We start from the raw sequence: 13,844 nt of genomic DNA on the forward strand, positions 1-13,844 counted from the left end.
TCTAGGAAGGAGAATTAGTATGAAACTGACCATTTCCGATCAAGCAGCCAAGTGGTATATTGATGAGCTGGGGCTTCAAGAAGGCTCTCATTTGCGCTTTTATGTAAGATATGGCGGGCATAGTACCGTCCAAAGCGGCTTTTCATTAGGTATCATGCAAGAAGAACCTGAAACAGCAGCAGCAGTAACAACTATGAATGAGATTAATTTTTATGTAGAAGAAAAAGATTTATGGTACTTTGATGATCACGATTTACTCATTACTTTTAATGAAAAACTGACAGAACCAGAATTCCACTATAAAAAAAGTGCCTGACAATAAAGCAGCGGTGTTAACTGCTGTTTTTTCTTGTTCAATCGAGCAGGCGCTCTTTTATATGTTCCGCCCTTAAAATTTCCACTTGCTTATCCCCTAAAAGATCGAAATGAGAATAGCCATCCTTCCTGTGGTGAATCCATTCTTTTTTTAGCCCGTATTTCTTACCCCACTCCGATAAACGCAGTAAATCTTTGCATCCCACTTTAGTAACCGTCTTGCAGCCAGGAAATCGGTCATCTAGCCAATAATGAGTTAAAAAAGCTATTTGACCTTGATCTATTTTCTGCTTCCAGGCTACTACGTCCCCCCGTTTAATCCCAAAAGCCATTTCTTGATCACCTCAATAAATATAATTAATCCAATTCATCCTGCTTTTTATTTTTCTCATAGGCCTCATGCCAATCAGGATACATTCGTTTAATGGATATCGGGCGGAAGCTCTCCTTTTTAACGCATACGTGGGAAGAATGACCTGTAGCCGCCACTTCATTTTTCCCATTAACGATCTCATACCCATAAATGACCCGTAAGCCGTCATACTTTTCAATCCAGGTTTTAACTTTTACCTTATCACCATATCTAACAGGGGTTTTATACGAAGCCTGAATATCCATAACAGGTGAGAGGATGCCATCCGCTTCCATATCAGCATAATAAAACCCTAAATCATTTATCAATTTTGTCCTGCCCAGTTCCATCCATATCAAATAATTCGCATGGTAAACAACACCCATTTGATCTGTCTCTGCGTACCGCACTTCAATTTCGTTTTCAGCTATGAACATTACGTTTCCCCACTTTCATTTCTATTGCAATAAACATTCTACCATAACAAATGTGCAATTTTCATTTAAGCTGTCTTGATTGACTGCTTCCCTGCCATGAAAAACTAAAAATAAAGAGGAGAAAGATTTTGCCCTCTTTCTCCCCTTTACTTAGTTGTTTACATATTATCGTTACTATAACCGCTTTCCCGTGCTTCTTGCTCATCTTGCATTTCTTCCTTCATTCCTTCAATGCTCTTTCTTCTTCGTTCATTTTTGGCCTCAATTGCCTGTTTCTCCACACCTGAAGAGAATGATAACGTTTCATTTGCAGCGGTTATGTTTTCTTCTGTATTTTGAATTGCATCCTGAATTTTTTCAACATTATCCAAACGGTTATCCTGATTGTGTTTATATGAGCCCATTATATTTTCACCTCATGATTTTTTATTTACATAATATTATTACGATCACTTTACTATAACTTGATTATTCGCCTTTAGTTTGAATGACCTGAGGATGTTTCCCGGATTTGTCCTGCATTTTCTTACCGTTATTCCCACCCGCTGCTATTGGTTGTGTCCCTAGATGGCTCGGTCTAAAGTGTTTGGAATCTTTTTTTGGATTACCCATTCTATCGCCTCCTTCTCTTATCATGGATAAAAAAGAGGAAATTCATGAATGCCAGTTTTTGAAAAAGCCATGAAAAAAGAGCCAGCACTTTGAAGGGACCTTCATGGCACTGGCTCTTTTTAATATATATTGCAAAACTTATTCAGCCTTTTGCATATGTTTCTTTTCAAGACGTTCCTCAATTCTCTCCATTTGTTTAACGTCCATCAATAATTCCTTTTTGTTTTCTTTTATTAATTCTTCAAATGTCCTTTTTCTTTTTTTCATGCTTTTCACCTACTTATTTTAATATACTATTCAGTATTGCCAAATTAACGTAAAATTATGACTATATGGTTTCCGTCCTTAAAATTGTCATAATTATCAGATTTTTAAATCCGAATAAGTTCCATTTCTCCACTCTTTATACTTTAACCCTTTTTTCATAAACATTAACCATAATTTTTAAAATTTTTAGATTTTATCATTAAATTTTGACAACTTTGTTAACACACAATAAAACGGAACCTCATAAAGGTTCCGTCCAACTGTAGACTAATTTCGGTAAAAAGCCAATTGAACCATTTTGTTCTGAAAATACATTCCCGTTGTTTTTCAGATATCTGCTCCCTTACCGCCGTCTGTACCAAGTGACGATAATTTCTTCCATTCTGATGGTACTTCATAAAGTTTCTCCTACTGCATGCTATTTATATTTCGTTCCATATCTTTAAGTTGCATGGCTGAAATTACCTTATTCCTGATAATGCCTTTTTTATCGATGAAGTAAGTTGTTGGAATGCTGAGAATCCTGTAACGCTCATTCACTGGATTCTTGGCACTTTGACTGTCCAGCGGAATTGTAAAAGTAATTCCATTATCCTCTACAAATGCTTGTACATCGTTTTCGGGGTCAATATTGACGGCTAGAACGACCACATCATCACCAGCTTGCTGTGCATATTTCTCCATATCCGGCATTTCCTTCTTGCAAGGCGGACACCACGTTGCCCAAAAATTCAACATTACCTTTTTACCCTTATAATCAGATAATTCAACTTGTTTCCCATCCAAAGTTTTCAGGGAGAAATTCGGTGCTTTAGCTTCAATTTTCAATCCGCCCAAAGCATCTTTTTCGTCATTTCCCTTCGGTTCATTATCCATTGCCTGCACGATCGCTACCGTAATAAGTGACAGTAAGGCCACCGAAGCAATAATTTTTTTAAGCATACTCGTCCTCCTAGTCCCATTACAATAAAAATATTATTCCATTTCCAGAAATAGAACAACTTCCCTATTCCATCTTAACAATAAAAGGACATCCGGAAAAGTGTAATTCCTTCAAATCATATCATGATATCGCTTTGTTTCAAAAACTTGACACAAAAAAAGCGGTAAACCTGACAAGTAGGTTTACCGCTTCCTAAAAGCTGAAATTAGCCTTTTAATTTATTACGTAATACCATTTGAAGGATACCACCGTGACGGTAGTAGTCGATTTCGATTTCGGAATCGAAACGAACAAGCACATCAAATTCTTTTACGTTTCCAGCTTCATCAGTAGCTGTAACTGTTACGATATCACGAGGTTTAACTGTTTCGTCGATTTTAACTGCGATCGCTTCTTTACCAGTCAATCCAAGCGTTTCAGCGTTTTCGCCTTCTTTGAATTGAAGAGGAAGAACACCCATCAATGCAAGGTTAGAACGGTGAATACGTTCAAAGCTTTCAGCGATGACTGTTTTGATGCCAAGAAGGTTAGTACCTTTCGCAGCCCAGTCACGAGAGCTTCCCATACCATAGTCTTTACCAGCGATGACTGCAAGACCTGTTCCATCAGCTTTATATTTCATACAAGCATCATAGATAGCCATTACATCGCCTGTTGGCCAGTAAGTTGTGAATCCACCTTCTGTACCTGGAGCAACTTGGTTACGGATACGGATGTTAGCGAACGTTCCGCGCATCATCGCTTCATGGTTACCACGACGAGAACCGTAAGAGTTAAAGTCACGCGGTTTCACACCGTTTTCACGAAGGTAGATACCAGCTGGTGTATCTTTACCGATTGCACCTGCAGGAGAAATGTGGTCAGTTGTAACTGAGTCACCGAATTTACCAACTACACGCAAACCGGAAAGTGGGTTAACTGAACCAGGTTCTGGTGATAATCCTTCAAAGAATGGAGGATTTTGAATGTATGTTGATTTAGAATCGAAAGCATAAATCGCTTCATTGCTAGTTTGGATTTCGTTCCAACGTTTGTTATCGTTGAATACAGTTTCGTATTCTTTACGGAATAACTCAGGTGTAACTGTTGCTTTAACAGCAGCGTTAACTTCTTCTTGTGATGGCCAGATGTCAGCAAGGTATACATCGTTACCATCTTTGTCTTTACCAAGTGAATCGTTGTTTAGATCAAAGTCCACAGTTCCAGCAAGAGCGTAAGCAACAACCAAAGTAGGAGAAGCAAGATAGTTTGCTTTCACAAGTGGGTGAATACGTCCTTCAAAGTTACGGTTACCTGAAAGTACTGATGTTACCAGAAGATCTGCTTCAGCAACAGCTGCTTCGATTTCGTCAGCCAATGGACCTGAGTTACCGATACATGTAGTACAACCGTAACCAACTACGTTGAATCCTAATTGGTCAAGGTATGGTTGAAGACCAGCATCACGAAGGTAACCAGTAACAACTTTAGAACCTGGTGCCAATGATGTTTTTACATAATCTGGAACAGTTAGGCCTTTTTCAACTGCTTTTTTAGCAATAAGACCCGCTCCAAGCATTACATATGGGTTAGAAGTGTTCGTACAGCTTGTGATTGCAGCAATTGCAATCGCACCTGTTTTCATCACCGTTTCTTTACCATCGGCAAATTTAACAGTTACTTCTTTATCCAATTCAGAATTGTCCATGCCGAAACCTTGGTTGCCCATAGGTGCATTGATAGCGTCATGGAAAGATTTTTTCATTTGAGAAAGTGGAATCAAATCTTGCGGGCGTTTAGGGCCTGAAAGGTTTGGTTCAATTGCTGAAAGGTCGATTTCCACAACATCATTGTATGCTGGATCTTCGTTTTCAGGAGAGTAGAACAATCCATTTTCTTTGCAATATGATTCAACCACTTTAATTTGTTTTTCATCACGGCCTGTTAAGCGCATGTAATCGATCGCTTCTGCATCAACAGGGAAGAAACCAACTGTAGCACCGTATTCTGGAGCCATGTTAGCGATTGTTGCACGGTCAGCAAGTGGAAGGTATCCTACTCCTGGGCCGTAGAACTCAACGAATTTACCAACTACGCCGTGTGCACGAAGAACTTGTGTTACTTTCAATGCAAGGTCAGTAGCCGTTGTACCTTTAGGAAGTTCGCCAGTCAGTTTAACACCAACCACTTTTGGAACTGGGAAGTAAGAAGGCTGTCCAAGCATGCCTGCTTCTGCTTCGATACCGCCGACACCCCAACCAAGAACACCAATACCGTTGATCATTGTAGTATGTGAATCTGTACCGAAAACAGAATCAGGGAATACTTCGAAGTCGCCGTTTGGAGTTTCAACAGCATGAACTACGTTTGCAAGGTACTCTAGGTTAACTTGGTGAACGATACCAGTTGCAGGTGGAACTGCACGATAGTTGTTGAATGATTTTTGAGCCCAGCTTAGGAACTGGTAACGCTCTGCATTACGTTCGAATTCAAGATCCATATTGGCATCAAGGGAATCCATTGTACCTGCTTTATCAACTTGTACAGAGTGGTCAATTACAAGGTCAACCGGGATTTCCGGGTTGATTTTGTCAGGGTCCCCACCAAGTGCTGCGAAAGCATTACGTAAAGAAGCTAAGTCAACAACAACTGGAACACCAGTGAAATCTTGTAGGATTACACGTGATGGCTTGAACGGAACATCTATATCTTGTTGCTCGCTTGTTCCCCATTTAGCAAGGTTCGCAACGTGTTCTTTTGTGATTACTCTTCCGTCCACTTGGCGAAGTACCGCTTCAAGTAATACTTTAATGGAATATGGAAGGCGTGATACTTTGCCGTCCCCTGCTTTTTCAATAGCGTCTAAGCTGTAGTAGTTGTAGCGTTGCCCATCAATCTCAAAGGACTTACGCGCTTGGTATACGTCATTTTTCGTCATGAATATTACCCCCTATTAAACTGTCAGAACTTATTCTGCACATAAAAGTAAAACCTGGTTCACTGAAACCATGTTTACTATAAATATAAGTAAAAAAGTTAGTTTGTCGAATTTTCTCTCTCTTCTCCCACCCTAACTCTTCCTTCAACTTAATACTAATATAGAAATGAGTATAAGTAAATAACAAGAAAGTTATTGTTTTTGATAAGTTTCTCTTATAGAAAAAAATTCCCCACATATTAAAGTGCATTTTGGAAGCCTTACCCATATGCATTTTATTGAAAATACCCCAATTTGTAGCCTGATAAATTATTCCAGCAAAACATATTAGCACTTCATACATAATCATTCAACATTATCGCATTCTATGGGTGGAGGTGTCGAAATGACAAAACAAAAGGCAAATCATGTTATTCCAGGTATGAATGCAGCAAAAGCGCAAGGTATTGGAGCAGGATACAATGATGAACTGGGAAATGAACCGCCATTATCGGAAATGCAAAGGCAAAATAATAAAAAAAGAAAGAAAAACCAATGATTTCCCTCATTTCTAGGCTTTAAATAGGATAGGCTTTTTGCAATGGCAGAGTACTGCTTTTTTCAAAAAGCCTATTCCATTCTAAAATCAGGAAATGCATAAGTGAAACGCGAAATACTCACAATGATGGAACCTGCCACTCAATAGTCCTCTGAATTGACCTCATTGACGATTGCCTGAATATCCTGTTCGAATTTTTTTAATTGTTCTTTCTGGTGTTCGGAAGCGGTGACTAAAGCGGATCGTATTTGCTGATAGGCCTCGTTCACTTCCTGTTTCACATGTTTCAATTCCGTTCCGTAATTCGGTGCGCTCTTCTCAATGGATGAGTATACATCAAATACTTGTTGATAACTTTGCTGGGCTTCCTGGAAAGTCCTTCGCTTATCCTGTTTATCCTGCATTTGGTTCAGCTCCTTAATTAGTGTCCATCCATAGCATGTACGAGGTTTGCAAATATATGTATGTGAATAAAATTTCACGGACTGATTATCTTAAGAGATAGGAGGGATCGCACATGAACAAAAACGATGGTAAAGATATTCGAAAAAATGCACCTAAAGGAAATAACCCAGGTCAACCTGCACCGTTAAGCGGTTCTCATAAGGTGAAAAACAGACAGCACTCCCGTCAGAAGCATAATAGCAGTCATGATATGTAGGCTGCTTAAATAATCGTTCCAAAAAAAAAGCGGTGCCGCCCGGAAAAGGCAGACACCGCTTTTGTTTTACGTTTGTGAAGCACATAAATCACAAAAGGAATTTTCGATTTCTTCCTATTATAAGGGCCACTGATTTTAGCGTTTTAAGTCTTTGTCATTCCATGAATACAGTTCAGCCAATATAACGATGATATAACGTTTTTGCTTCGGAAATATCTTTTGTTCCATGAATCAACGCCCGCCCATCTTTAAAAATGACCAACCGATGGGTTCCGATCGTAAATGAAAGTAAATAAGGATTCCTGACGATCTTACCACCTTGTGCGAGAAGATTTTTTTCGATTTCCGCTAAGTCTCTTTCAAGATTCATCGCCGGCCGAATCTGGACAGAATCCCTTCCGCATAAAACGGCTGTTTTCGTTCGATTTGAATAGGAGAGATGGGGGTACGTTCGATTTGACCCGCATGACAAACAAGAATCTTTTTTTAATTGCGCTACATTTATGGATGAATATTCATTTTTCCAAAGATCAAATGAAACGATTTTGTTTCTTAGTGATCCAAAATCTTCCACAAGGATTTTCAATGCTTCCGCCAGTTGATGGGCAACGACCGTTTGAACAGCAGGGCTGATGATCCCCGCCGTATCACATGTCAGTCCTCCAATTGGAACCGTTTCCAGCAAACAATTCAAACATGGTGTCGCCTCTGGGATTATCGTGTAACTTATCCCATAACTCCCTACACAGGCACCGTAAATCCAAGGTATATTATATTTTTGCGCAGTATCGTTTATAAGCATCCTGGTATCGAAATTATCTGTGGCATCCAATATTAGATCCACGCCTTCAACAAGCTTCGCCAATTCATCTACCGAGACATCCGCCACATGCGATTTTACGATAACGTCCGAATTTAGCGCCTTCAAACGATTCTTTGCTGCCACTGCTTTCGGTATCCTTTTTTTAGCATCATCTTCACAATAAAGCTGTTGTCTTTGAAGGTTGCTCCACTCTACATAATCTCTGTCCACAATGGTGAGTTTCCCAATCCCTGCTCGTACAAGACCTTCTGCACTTCCCGTACCGAGAGCACCCGCTCCTATCACCAAAACATGTTTTTTGCGAATTTTCAATTGCCCTTCTTCCCCTATGGGGCCAAAAAGTTCTTGTCGTGAATAACGTTCATTCATCCAATGCTCAATCCTTCAATTGGGCTGCTTGCTATCGCGTAATAATTTTTTTCGATTCTTCCTGCTTCATACCCTAATCGACCTGCCTCAATGGCAAGTTTCATTGCTTTCGCCATTTTGACAGGGTCTTTTGCGCCGGAAACAGCAGTGTTAAGCAATACGCCATCCGCCCCTAATTCCATGGCGATTGCTGCATCGGAGGGCGTTCCAATCCCTGCATCGACAATTACAGGAACCTCAGATTGTTCCATGATGAATCGTAAGTTCAGTGGGTTTATAATGCCTTGACCAGAGCCAATTGGTGAAGCGCCAGGCATAATTGCATGGCACCCAACTTCTTCCAGGCGCTTAGCGAGCAACACGTCATCAGAAGTATAGGGTAATACGGTGAATCCCAGTTTCACTAATTCTTCAGCAGCTTTTAAGGTTTCAATCGGATCAGGCAGCAATGTTTTTTGACAGCCTATGACTTCTACCTTAATCATGTCACATAAGCCAGATGCCTTTGCAAGATGTGCTATGCGCACTGCCTCTTTGGCAGTTTTAGCTCCTGCTGTATTGGGAAGGAGTGTGTATTTTTTCAAATCAAGCTTTTCTAAAAAATTGGGCTGACTTGCTTCAAAGATATTCATTCTCCGGACCGCAAATGTTAATATTTCCGTCTCCGAAACCTCCACTGATTGCTTTTGAACATCAAAGTTTGGATACTTTCCTGTACCTAATAACAATCTTGAAGAAAATTCATAAGAACCTATCTTTAACATATCATCCGCCTCCTACAAAATGTACAATCTCTACCTTGTCTCCATTTGACAAAAGTGTTTCACTTAGACTTTCTTTTGCTAATATTTCATCATTCAATTCAACGATCACCACTTTTTGATGTAAATCAAAGTGTTGCAAAAGCCCTGTAACTGTTGATTCATCAGCAGGAATCTTTATTTTTTCCCCGTTAATAATCAATTCCAATTCATCCACCTCCATTAAGAAAAAAGAGTCTGTACCGAACGATCCAATCGAAAAACGGACCATTCGGCATGTGTCTTCCTTTCTAAAAGATCAGCTATAAGTACACCTGTAATTGGCGAAAGCAGGATGCCATTCCTGTAGTGCCCCGTTGCAATGAAAAGTCCTTTGCATGCAGGATGTTCACCAAAGTACGGCAAGCCGTCCCCAGTTTGGGGCCGTATACCTGCCCATGTCTTTTCCAATTCGGTTCCTTTAATCGCCGGAAGCAATTGCGCTGCCTTTTCTATTAACGTAGAAATCCCGTCAAGACTTACCTTTTGATCGAAAGTGTTCGCTTTAACCGTTGCCCCGACAATGATTCTTCCGCCAACTTTGGGTACAAGATAACAGCCATGTGAGAAGATTGTCTTTTCAAGCAATGGACGATCGGTCCGGACGGAAAAGCACTCACCCTTTACTGGATAACTGTTGAGTCCCATCCCTGATTTTTCAAGGAGGAAAGCACTCCAAGCCCCACCTGCCACGATGACATTTTCACTTGAAAATCCACCTATGTTCGTGACCACTCCCGTCACACATCCGTTTTCCGTAACTAAATCGGAGACATGAACGAATTCCTTTATGTCTACACCAAGGGCAGCTGCAGATTCAGTAAATGCGAGCGACAGCCTAGTGGCAGAAACTTGTCCATCCTTCGGAATGAACATGGCCCCCTTAATCTCATCCGATAGAAGCGGTTCCGTTTTCCTCATTTCGGCAGTCGATAGCCATTCAGCCTCAAGTCCCGCATCTTGCTGGACTCTGATCATGTTCTTCAACTCTGCTACCTGATCGTTCGTTAGCGCCACCTTAAACATGCCCTTGTTCACTAATTCGATGTCTATTCCACTTATGTCTTTTAATTCTTCCGCCAGTGCAGGAAACATCCCTCTGCTTCGGCTTGCCAATGTAAAAAGCGGGTTATCAGCATCCAACTCGGATTGTGCCCCTAACATCCCGGCTGCAGCACTGGATGCTTTACTGGCGAGTCTATCTTTTTCCAATAAAAGGACCTTTTTGCCTCGTTTGGCTAATTGAAAAGCAATGGATCCACCTATTACTCCTCCCCCGACAATGATTGCATCATATATGGAATTCATCTAATGTCTCCTTTCCCAAAGACTTCGAATATTCTTTAACGGCTCTAACCGGGTTTTCGGCTTCAAGCACACCTGACATGACGGCAATTCCGCGCGCCCCCGCATCCAGCACGACTTGGCAATTGAAAGGTGTTATTCCGCCTATCGCAATTATCGGAATATTGACATTTCTTGTGATTGCATGAAGCTCCTTAACTCCCTTAGGAGGAAGTCCGATTTTTGAATCCGTTTCAAAAACATGTCCATAAATCGCGTAATTGGCTCCTTTGCTGAATGCGGCTTTCGCTTCATCCATGGAATGGATCGAACAGCCAATATTCATCCCTGGAAAAGCTCCTTTTACGACTCCCGCATCTAAACTATGAAAAGCCAATTGCACACCAAATACTTTGTGTACCCAGGCTACATCCATCCGGTCATTAATGACGATCTTAGAAAGCGGAATCTTATTATCATGTAATAGGGTCACTGCTCGATAGAGTTCCGATGCACTCATTTGCTTTTCCCTTAGATAAAAGAAATCAACATGTTCCTGAATGTTTGAAGCGATCTCGACAAACTTTTCAATTGGCTGTTTCCCAGTAGAAATAATATGCAATTCATGTGCATTCATACTAAGAACCCCTAACTAGTAAAATTACAATCTCATAAAATCAAATAGATACTAACGGGAATTGAATCGATAGATAAAAGCCGGCCAACAGCAGGATGATAAAATACAAAATGAAACCATGATCCTTTTTTGAAAACCCAAATTCATAATAGTATGTTCGATTCCGAGTGTCTGTAAATCGCTTTGCCTCCATCGCAACCGCGATTCGGTGAGCACGTCTTATGCTTCCGGATAACAACGGGATGGAATAGGCTTTCATCTTAAAATATACCGATCTTAGCCCTTTTCCCCTTTCGAAACCGCGTACCTTCATCGCGTTTCGTATCGTTTGGAACTCCTCCATCATGATGGGAATCAGCCTTAATGCCGCCATGAAACTATAGGCATACTTCGGTTTAAGCTTCACTTGCTGCATTAACGAATAAAACAAGTTCACTGGCCTTGTCGTTAAGGAAAACGTTAAACCAAGGGCCGCAAAGAACAAAGCTCGAAAGCCCACAAGTATTCCCCTCATGAAACTTTCTTCCGTTATCGATATTAGGCCCCACTCAAACCAGAGCGTCTTACCTTGCCCGAATAATATCATTGCGGAAGAGGTGGATATAAAAATGAAACAAAAGGGAATCGATAAAAGTAAGATTCGTTTTATCGAATGCCCGGTAAAAAACAAAAATAAAAGTAATACGCCAATGGTGATATTCATCATATAATTCAGGTCATGAATGAATAACGCCACGATGCATAACACGATCAGTACACCAAGTTTAAGGCTTGGATTAATTCTATGGAGCCATGTTTCTGTATTTGAAACATTCATCTACATGACACTCCTTTTAAAGTGATAAAACTTCAGTCTCCAAAAATCCGGCCTGCGCAATGTTTTCATCACTTATTACGTTTCCGTCCTTAACCGTCCAGATCCTGGTTGCAAAGTTTTTTGAAATATGATCGTCATGAGTTACCATGACCACTGTTATTCCGCGCCTTCGATATTCCTCAAACCATTCAAGTAATGCAAAGGTATTTTTCGAGTCTTGGCCAAAGGTCGGCTCATCAAGGAGAATGATTTTTTTATCTATTACGATTGAGGCAGCTACGCTTAGGCGGCGCTTTTGACCCATTGATAATTGAAACGGATGTTTATCCCGATGTGCCATAAGGCCGAACACTTTAAGCAATGTGCGGACCCTCTCATCTATTTCTTGTTGAGGCCGTTTGTCAATCCGCAATGAATAGGCAATCTCTTCATATACAGTATTTGCAACGAACTGAAACTCAGGATTTTGAAAGACAAACGTCATATTCTCCGTTGGGTTTTTCACCCTTTTAATGGGGGTCCCCATTAATTCATACTTACCATCCGTTTTTATGAACTGCATCAGTGCATGCAAAAGAGTGCTCTTTCCCGCGCCATTTTCTCCCCTGATTACAATCCATTCCCCTGAATGAACCTTCAGCTCTTTAATCTTGATTTTTTCCTCTTTATTCCGAAAACCGCTAAATCCTTGCACATGCATAAGGAGTGAACCATCTGTAAATTGGTGTTCACGAATGGGTGCATGCTCATTTACATATTCATCCCAAACACCTGGAAACCATATTCCATATTCTTTCATTTCATATTTATATCGTGAAAGAATGGTGTCTCTTGGACCATCGGCCATGATTTGACCGTCATCATTAAAAAGCACGATTCGATCGATGAATTCTAAAACATGGTCAATTTTATGCTCGACGATTATAACCGTTTTGTCTCGACCAACTTCCTTCAACAAGTCCCAGATTTCCTTTGTTCCTTCCGGATCAAGCATGGCGGTTGGTTCATCCAAAAATATCACTTCTGGTTCAAGGGCCAATACTGAAGCGATTGCCAGACGCTGTTTCATCCCGCCTGACAATGTTTCTATACTTGTATGGCCTAGGTTCAATCCTACTTTACGGAGATGATTTTGGATTTTCCCTTTCATTTCATCTTTAGGGACGGAAAGATTCTCAAGGACGAAGGCGATTTCCTCATCGGCAAATGGCATGCAAAACTGACTATCAGGGTCTTGAAAAACATACCCCCATGAAGAAGGGCATTTCATTTCTTCAACTTTCATCGGGACTTCGATGGAATTCGGAATCAATCCGCTTAACACTTGCAAAAGAGTGGACTTACCACATCCTGATGGTCCCAACAATAGTACCTTTTCTCCTTTATCAAACGATAAAGATAGGTCCTTGAAAATCAAAGATTCATCACCGGGATATTTCATTCTTAACTTCTCTACAGAAATGATTGGTTCCATGGCTCTCAACCTAATTTTGATCCAGTTCTGCATAATCTTTATTTGAAACCGGACGAACAAGATTAGTTACTCCTGTCGCTTCCAGGACTTTAACTAGATAATAGGCAGTCACACCTGCAAAGAAAATGGAACCCACAAACCTCGCTATCATGAATAAAGATAGATTCCAAGTGGAAAGCGCACCAATTTCCCCATATACAAAATCCATTAGTACGGATGCAAGGCATGAAGCTACCGCAGCTAAAACGGCCACCGACATATTGAATTTTTTATATTTGAACGCCATGAACACCAGTTCCGCGAACAAACCTTGGACTACCCCATATAACAGTACGGTCAGCCCCCAAGGAGAGCCTAGAAAGAATTCCCCGGAAGCTGCAGCAATCTCCGCCAAAAGTGCCACACCCGGTTTCCGTAAAATTAAAAAGGCGACGGGACCAGCTATAAACCACATTCCATAAATAAGTTGATCCAGATGTAATCCTAATGGTTTAACGGAATAGTAAATCGAACCCCAAAGGATATAAACGATTCCAAATGCTACCGAAATCACGATCGTGACTAATATATCCGTTAATTTCAATCCTTTTTTCATTAT

Annotated in this window: 19 protein-coding genes; 3 read left to right on the plus strand and 16 right to left on the minus strand. The window is 40.6% G+C overall.

The features are described 5' to 3' along the window. Nucleotides 1-19 precede the first annotated feature (19 nt). Nucleotides 20-316: a HesB/YadR/YfhF family protein gene (locus tag ACQKFG_RS19415; RefSeq protein ID WP_427561871.1), complete on the plus strand. Its 297-nt coding sequence runs from the start codon at nucleotides 20-22 to the stop codon at nucleotides 314-316. A gap of 37 nt (nucleotides 317-353) precedes the next feature. Here the strand turns inward: ACQKFG_RS19415 and ACQKFG_RS19420 are convergent, their stop codons facing one another. The 7 genes from ACQKFG_RS19420 to acnA all read right to left on the minus strand — a co-directional run bounded on the left by ACQKFG_RS19420 (nucleotide 354) and on the right by acnA (nucleotide 5,843). Next, on the minus strand, nucleotides 354-647 hold the full coding sequence (locus tag ACQKFG_RS19420) for a hypothetical protein (RefSeq protein WP_192204576.1): 294 nt from the start codon (nucleotides 645-647) through the stop codon (nucleotides 354-356). A 25-nt stretch (nucleotides 648-672) separates the two neighbouring features. Then, a complete protein-coding gene (locus ACQKFG_RS19425) occupies nucleotides 673-1,104 on the minus strand; it encodes a thioesterase family protein (protein WP_342615641.1) in 432 nt (143 codons plus the stop codon). A gap of 158 nt (nucleotides 1,105-1,262) precedes the next feature. After that, nucleotides 1,263-1,508 (minus strand): small acid-soluble spore protein Tlp, encoded by a 246-nt coding sequence (tlp, locus tag ACQKFG_RS19430; protein ID WP_192204574.1) that lies wholly within the window; start codon nucleotides 1,506-1,508, stop codon nucleotides 1,263-1,265. A 64-nt stretch (nucleotides 1,509-1,572) separates the two neighbouring features. Beyond that, nucleotides 1,573-1,716, minus strand: a complete 144-nt coding sequence (locus ACQKFG_RS19435; RefSeq protein WP_057275900.1) for an acid-soluble spore protein N — start codon at nucleotides 1,714-1,716, stop codon at nucleotides 1,573-1,575. A gap of 138 nt (nucleotides 1,717-1,854) precedes the next feature. Continuing rightward, a complete protein-coding gene (locus ACQKFG_RS19440) occupies nucleotides 1,855-1,983 on the minus strand; it encodes an FbpB family small basic protein (protein ID WP_192204573.1) in 129 nt (42 codons plus the stop codon). A 408-nt stretch (nucleotides 1,984-2,391) separates the two neighbouring features. Further along, on the minus strand, nucleotides 2,392-2,925 hold the full coding sequence (locus tag ACQKFG_RS19445) for a TlpA disulfide reductase family protein (RefSeq protein WP_427561876.1): 534 nt from the start codon (nucleotides 2,923-2,925) through the stop codon (nucleotides 2,392-2,394). 206 nt (nucleotides 2,926-3,131) lie between these two features. Then, nucleotides 3,132-5,843 (minus strand): aconitate hydratase AcnA, encoded by a 2,712-nt coding sequence (gene acnA / locus ACQKFG_RS19450; protein ID WP_192204570.1) that lies wholly within the window; start codon nucleotides 5,841-5,843, stop codon nucleotides 3,132-3,134. A gap of 385 nt (nucleotides 5,844-6,228) precedes the next feature. Here acnA and sspO point away from each other — a divergent pair, with 385 nt between their 5' ends. Further along, entirely contained in the window at nucleotides 6,229-6,381 is a 153-nt protein-coding gene (gene sspO / locus ACQKFG_RS19455; RefSeq protein ID WP_427561881.1) for a small acid-soluble spore protein O, read from the plus strand. 140 nt (nucleotides 6,382-6,521) lie between these two features. Here the strand turns inward: sspO and ACQKFG_RS19460 are convergent, their stop codons facing one another. Then, nucleotides 6,522-6,785, minus strand: a complete 264-nt coding sequence (locus ACQKFG_RS19460) for a hypothetical protein (protein ID WP_427561884.1) — start codon at nucleotides 6,783-6,785, stop codon at nucleotides 6,522-6,524. Nucleotides 6,786-6,898: 113 nt separating this feature from the next. On the opposite strand from ACQKFG_RS19460, the gene ACQKFG_RS19465 reads away from it, so the two are divergent. Continuing rightward, the gene (locus ACQKFG_RS19465; protein WP_083450736.1) at nucleotides 6,899-7,042 is read left to right on the plus strand and encodes a small acid-soluble spore protein P; all 144 of its coding nucleotides are present in this window, start codon (nucleotides 6,899-6,901) and stop codon (nucleotides 7,040-7,042) included. A 172-nt stretch (nucleotides 7,043-7,214) separates the two neighbouring features. Here ACQKFG_RS19465 and ACQKFG_RS19470 read toward each other — a convergent pair whose 3' ends face one another. From ACQKFG_RS19470 to ACQKFG_RS19505, 8 genes are read right to left on the minus strand one after another with little or no spacing between them, the layout of a single operon-like run. Further along, nucleotides 7,215-8,234, minus strand: a complete 1,020-nt coding sequence (locus ACQKFG_RS19470; RefSeq protein ID WP_427561887.1) for a thiazole biosynthesis adenylyltransferase ThiF — start codon at nucleotides 8,232-8,234, stop codon at nucleotides 7,215-7,217. Beyond that, nucleotides 8,231-8,998, minus strand: coding sequence for a thiazole synthase (locus ACQKFG_RS19475; protein WP_427561890.1), 768 nt, complete (start codon nucleotides 8,996-8,998; stop codon nucleotides 8,231-8,233). The genes ACQKFG_RS19470 and ACQKFG_RS19475 overlap by 4 nt, the downstream gene beginning before the upstream one ends. 1 nt (nucleotide 8,999) lies before the next feature. Further along, complete coding sequence (gene thiS / locus ACQKFG_RS19480) at nucleotides 9,000-9,203, minus strand: sulfur carrier protein ThiS (RefSeq protein WP_192204566.1); 204 nt, start codon at nucleotides 9,201-9,203, stop codon at nucleotides 9,000-9,002. A 14-nt stretch (nucleotides 9,204-9,217) separates the two neighbouring features. Beyond that, nucleotides 9,218-10,342 (minus strand): glycine oxidase ThiO, encoded by a 1,125-nt coding sequence (gene thiO, locus ACQKFG_RS19485; RefSeq protein ID WP_427561893.1) that lies wholly within the window; start codon nucleotides 10,340-10,342, stop codon nucleotides 9,218-9,220. Continuing rightward, entirely contained in the window at nucleotides 10,326-10,955 is a 630-nt protein-coding gene (locus ACQKFG_RS19490) for a thiamine phosphate synthase (protein ID WP_192204564.1), read from the minus strand. The genes thiO and ACQKFG_RS19490 overlap by 17 nt, the downstream gene beginning before the upstream one ends. 40 nt (nucleotides 10,956-10,995) lie before the next feature. Next, complete coding sequence (locus tag ACQKFG_RS19495; RefSeq protein WP_427561898.1) at nucleotides 10,996-11,772, minus strand: energy-coupling factor transporter transmembrane component T family protein; 777 nt, start codon at nucleotides 11,770-11,772, stop codon at nucleotides 10,996-10,998. Between the two features lie 16 nt (nucleotides 11,773-11,788). Then, a complete protein-coding gene (locus tag ACQKFG_RS19500; protein WP_427561901.1) occupies nucleotides 11,789-13,246 on the minus strand; it encodes an ABC transporter ATP-binding protein in 1,458 nt (485 codons plus the stop codon). A 10-nt stretch (nucleotides 13,247-13,256) separates the two neighbouring features. Continuing rightward, nucleotides 13,257-13,841: an ECF transporter S component gene (locus ACQKFG_RS19505; RefSeq protein WP_427561904.1), complete on the minus strand. Its 585-nt coding sequence runs from the start codon at nucleotides 13,839-13,841 to the stop codon at nucleotides 13,257-13,259. Nucleotides 13,842-13,844: the final 3 nt, after the last annotated feature.

Source organism: Peribacillus sp. NPDC076916, assembly GCF_050269675.1.
Lineage (GTDB): Bacteria > Bacillota > Bacilli > Bacillales > DSM-1321 > Peribacillus > Peribacillus aracenensis.

Coding starts and splice junctions, on each gene's coding strand:
- ACQKFG_RS19475 (WP_427561890.1), bottom strand. CDS start 8,998: ATGTTAAAGATAGGTTCTTATGAATTTTCTTCAAGATTGTTATTAGGT.
- tlp (WP_192204574.1), bottom strand. CDS start 1,508: ATGGGCTCATATAAACACAATCAGGATAACCGTTTGGATAATGTTGAA.
- ACQKFG_RS19460 (WP_427561884.1), bottom strand. CDS start 6,785: ATGCAGGATAAACAGGATAAGCGAAGGACTTTCCAGGAAGCCCAGCAA.
- ACQKFG_RS19440 (WP_192204573.1), bottom strand. CDS start 1,983: ATGAAAAAAAGAAAAAGGACATTTGAAGAATTAATAAAAGAAAACAAA.
- ACQKFG_RS19445 (WP_427561876.1), bottom strand. CDS start 2,925: ATGCTTAAAAAAATTATTGCTTCGGTGGCCTTACTGTCACTTATTACG.
- ACQKFG_RS19500 (WP_427561901.1), bottom strand. CDS start 13,246: ATGGAACCAATCATTTCTGTAGAGAAGTTAAGAATGAAATATCCCGGT.
- ACQKFG_RS19435 (WP_057275900.1), bottom strand. CDS start 1,716: ATGGGTAATCCAAAAAAAGATTCCAAACACTTTAGACCGAGCCATCTA.
- ACQKFG_RS19420 (WP_192204576.1), bottom strand. CDS start 647: ATGGCTTTTGGGATTAAACGGGGGGACGTAGTAGCCTGGAAGCAGAAA.
- ACQKFG_RS19425 (WP_342615641.1), bottom strand. CDS start 1,104: ATGTTCATAGCTGAAAACGAAATTGAAGTGCGGTACGCAGAGACAGAT.
- thiO (WP_427561893.1), bottom strand. CDS start 10,342: ATGAATTCCATATATGATGCAATCATTGTCGGGGGAGGAGTAATAGGT.
- ACQKFG_RS19495 (WP_427561898.1), bottom strand. CDS start 11,772: ATGAATGTTTCAAATACAGAAACATGGCTCCATAGAATTAATCCAAGC.
- sspO (WP_427561881.1), top strand. CDS start 6,229: ATGACAAAACAAAAGGCAAATCATGTTATTCCAGGTATGAATGCAGCA.
- ACQKFG_RS19505 (WP_427561904.1), bottom strand. CDS start 13,841: ATGAAAAAAGGATTGAAATTAACGGATATATTAGTCACGATCGTGATT.
- ACQKFG_RS19415 (WP_427561871.1), top strand. CDS start 20: ATGAAACTGACCATTTCCGATCAAGCAGCCAAGTGGTATATTGATGAG.
- acnA (WP_192204570.1), bottom strand. CDS start 5,843: ATGACGAAAAATGACGTATACCAAGCGCGTAAGTCCTTTGAGATTGAT.
- ACQKFG_RS19465 (WP_083450736.1), top strand. CDS start 6,899: ATGAACAAAAACGATGGTAAAGATATTCGAAAAAATGCACCTAAAGGA.
- ACQKFG_RS19490 (WP_192204564.1), bottom strand. CDS start 10,955: ATGAATGCACATGAATTGCATATTATTTCTACTGGGAAACAGCCAATT.
- ACQKFG_RS19470 (WP_427561887.1), bottom strand. CDS start 8,234: ATGAATGAACGTTATTCACGACAAGAACTTTTTGGCCCCATAGGGGAA.